This is a genomic window from Zavarzinia sp. (genome assembly GCF_049306435.1).
Taxonomy (GTDB): domain Bacteria; phylum Pseudomonadota; class Alphaproteobacteria; order Zavarziniales; family Zavarziniaceae; genus Zavarzinia.
In genome coordinates this window covers 1-3,618 of sequence record NZ_JBAQRT010000143.1, presented here as the reverse complement: position 1 = coordinate 3,618, position 3,618 = coordinate 1, and the positions used below count along the sequence as shown (strand labels likewise).

General features: G+C 67.5%; 2 protein-coding genes. One reads left to right on the top strand and one right to left on the bottom strand.

All coding sequences use genetic code 11. The features are described 5' to 3' along the window. Positions 1-1,462: ATP-dependent helicase HrpB (hrpB, locus tag WAZ62_RS07750; protein ID WP_422642945.1), on the bottom strand; the 1,462-nt coding region annotated here is incomplete at its 3' end. A gap of 183 nt (positions 1,463-1,645) precedes the next feature. Between hrpB and WAZ62_RS07745 the strand changes: the two genes are divergently transcribed. Next, on the top strand, positions 1,646-3,556 hold the full coding sequence (locus WAZ62_RS07745) for a calcium-binding protein (RefSeq protein ID WP_422642944.1): 1,911 nt from the start codon (positions 1,646-1,648) through the stop codon (positions 3,554-3,556). Positions 3,557-3,618: the final 62 nt, after the last annotated feature.

The following is a 3,618-nucleotide window of genomic DNA, read 5'->3' as shown; positions in this document are numbered from 1 at the left end:
GTTCGATCTGGCGCAGCAACCCGCGATCGGCCCCGGCGCCCCCCCGTCCCTCGATCGCCTCGAGGCGCGGCGCCAGATCGCAATCGCGGTTCTGTGGGCCGAGGCGCAGCGGATCGCGCCCCTCGATCAACGCCGCGATCCTTGCCGCCTGCGCCCCCTCGCCCAGCCGCTTGCCCTCGATCATCAGATGGCCGAGGCGGGGATGGGCGCCCAGCCTCGCCAGCGCCTTGCCGTGATCGGTGATCCGGCCCTGAGGATCGAGCGCCCCCAGATCTTCCAGCAGGCGCCGCCCTTGGGCATAGGCGCCGGCGTTGGGTAGATCGAGCAGACGCAGGCTTGTAGGATCGGCGATGCCCCACAGCGCGAGATCGAGGGCGACCGGCGCGAGATCCGCCAGCAGGATTTCCGCCGGCGTATGAGGCAGCAGGGCGCGGTGTTCCGCCTCGGTCCACAGGCGGATGCAGGTGCCGGGGCCGAGACGCCCGGCCCGGCCCCGCCGCTGTTCGGCCGAGGCGGCGGAAATCGGGCCGAGCACGAGGCGTCCCATGCCGGTGCCCGGATCGAAGGCGGCATGACGGGCGAGGCCCGAGTCGATGACGATGGCGACGCCTTCGATGGTCAGGCTGGTTTCGGCGATATTGGTCGAGAGCACGATCTTGCGCGTGCCCGGCGAAGCCGGCGCCAGGGCGCGATCCTGTTGGGCGAAGTCGAGATCGCCGTGCAGCCGATGCAGGACGACGCCCGGCGGCAGGCCGCCCTCCTCGATCTGGCGGGCCGCCTTCTCGATCTCGCCCCGTCCCGGCAGGAAGACGAGGATATCGCCCGGCAGATCCGCCAGCGCCCGGCGCACGGCGCGGGCGATCCGGGCTTCGAGCGGGGCTTCGTCCCGCCCCTCGGCCCAGCGGAGCGCCACGGGATAGGCCCGGCCTTCCGAGCGGACGACGGGCGCCCCGCCGAGAAGTTCCGCCACCCGAGCCCCGTCCAGCGTCGCCGACATGACGATCAAGCGAAGATCAGGCCGCAGGGCTTCCTGCGCTTCGAGGGCGAGAGCGAGGCCGAGGTCGGCATCGAGGCCGCGCTCGTGGAATTCGTCGAACAGGATGGCGGCGATCCCGTCCAGTCCCGGGTCTTCGACGATCATGCGGGTGAAGAGCCCGTCCGTGACGACCTCGATCCTGGTCTTCGGGCCGACCTTGCTGTCGAAGCGGACGCGGTAACCGACGGTCTCGCCCACCGCCTCGCCGAGGGTATCGGCCATGCGCCGGGCGGCCGCCCGGGCGGCGAGGCGCCTCGGCTCGATCATGATGATGCGCCCGCCGCCGGCCCAGGGCTGGTCCAGCAACGCGAGCGGCACCCGCGTCGTCTTGCCCGCCCCGGTCGGCGCCTCGAGAACAGCCGCCGCCCCCGCCCGCAGGACGGACAGAAGCTCGGGCAGGACATCGTCGATCGGCAGGTGATCCATGGCGGGTCCCGGTATCAGGTCGCGGCGGCTTGCGCAACTCTCCGCCCGCGAGCAAGCCACGCCCGGGCACCGCCAATGCGAATTCCCCCGCAGCGCCACTTGGAATATGGTTGTCCGGGCAAGATCAATTTTCGGGCGAATGACACAACGAGAACCCCGATCCACGATTGCCGGAGGCACGCCATGAAGATCGCCGCATCCATGTCCCGTCACGAGATCGCGCCGGTGAAAGCGCTGACGCTGGCGGAGGGCGAGGACGGAAGCCTCACCTACTATCTCCTGCAGGATGCCCGCACCGTCATCGCCGTCGCCATCGACGAAACCGGCGCCAGCGTGGGCGAGCCGGCAACCGTCGCCTCGGGGCCGTCGTTCAACTATGCCCTGGGTCTGCCGGACGGCACTGTCCTGGCCTTCGACACGACCATTTCCGTCGATGATCCGGGCAGTGGCTGGATCGACGTCGAGCTGACGCAAACGGCCAGTGTCATTGCCGGGGCGTCGAGGCCCGGGCAATATGTCTATTACGAATCCTATCTGGAAACAGAACCTTACCTAGAGGACGAAGACGGGAACGAATATTACTATTATCAACAAGAAAGAATGATCGATCAGGAATTTCAGGGCTTTGGCAATCTCGAATACTCCACGATTTATGTAGATTACAGAACAATATCGTATCATTTCTATTCCGGCCCAGAAGATTATACCGATTCATCGCGCCGTCTCGAATATGTCCATATCGATGGCGAGACCAATCCGTGGACGGAGCTTGATCTGTCGACGGTGACCAACGGCAGCCTGTTCGCCGTCGCGCGGGACCGGGCCGGCGTCCTGTGGGTCGACGAGGTCGGCACCGACAGCCTGAAAATCTCCCTCGCCACCTTCGATAATGAGGGCGGGCTCATCCGCAAGACGGGGGAATGGATACCCTCCTCGTCGATCGAAGGCCATCCCGTGCTTCAGGGCTTCGGCGCGGTCGAGGCGACGGCTTGTCTCGACGGCACCTATGTCGCCGTCATCGAAATCGATGGCGGCGCCTATCTCGCCCGCTTTACCGCGGGGCTCGATCTGATCGGCACCGTGACCCTGATCGATGATGGCGCGAAACCAGCCGACCTGCTGGCCTTGCCCGGCGGCGGACTGATCGTGGTGACGGCGGCCGAGAACGCGGGCGGCGCGGTCAATCTTTACCTGCACGCCTATGACGAGGACCATGTCCTGTCCGATGTCTCGCAGATCTTCGTTGCCGGCGGGATGCCCTCCTGGCTGGATCTGCGGGCCTTGGACGACGGTCGCTTCATCCTGTCCTGGTCCGATCCGGCGGGCGCGACCTTCAACCAGATCCTGAAATTGTCCGGCGACAGCCTGCATGGCGACGCGAGCAACGACCTGCTGACCGGCACCACCGGGATCGACCGGCTGTGGGGCGAAGGCGGCAATGACGAGATCACCGGCCGGGGCGGCAACGACATCCTGATTGGCGGCGCGGGCACCGATATCCTGGTCGGCGGTCTCGGCGCGGACCGCATCGACGGCGGGACCGGCTACGACATCGCGCGTTTCGAACAGAAGGTCACCCTTGATCTCGCCGACCCGACCCGCAGCCGGGGCGAGGCGGCCGGCGACAGTTACACCTCGATCGAACAATATCGCGGGTCCGAAGACGCCGACCGGATGGTCGGCGGCGACGGCGATGACATCTTCCAGGGCCGCGGCGGCGACGATGTCCTGTCGGGCGGGCGCGGCGACGACATTCTGATCGGCGGTGCCGGGGGCGATCTCTTGCGCGGCGGCGCGGGCGCCGACCAGTTCCGCTTCGACCGGCCGACGGACGGCGGCGACACGATCGCCGATTTCACTTCGGGCGCCGACCGCATCGCCATCCGGGCCAGCGGCTTCGGTATTTCCGAGATCGTGCTGGTCTCCGGCGCCGCCCCGGTGGCGGCCGGCGGCGGCCCGCAGTTCCTGTTCCGGACCGAAGACGGTATCCTGTCCTTCGACGCGGATGGCGAAGGCGCGGGCAGCGCCGTCACCATCGCCACATTGACGGATGTTCATGCCTTTTCGATCGGTGATTTCCAGCTTCTGGCCTGAGCGCGCGCGCAAGGGGCGAGGTCGTTTCGCGGCCCTTCTCGCCGCGCTCTGCACCCTCGCCC

Bases quoted from the DNA above. Each gene is read 5' to 3' on its own strand.
- WAZ62_RS07745 (WP_422642944.1), top strand. From the start codon at position 1,646: ATGAAGATCGCCGCATCCATGTCCCGTCACGAGATCGCGCCGGTGAAA.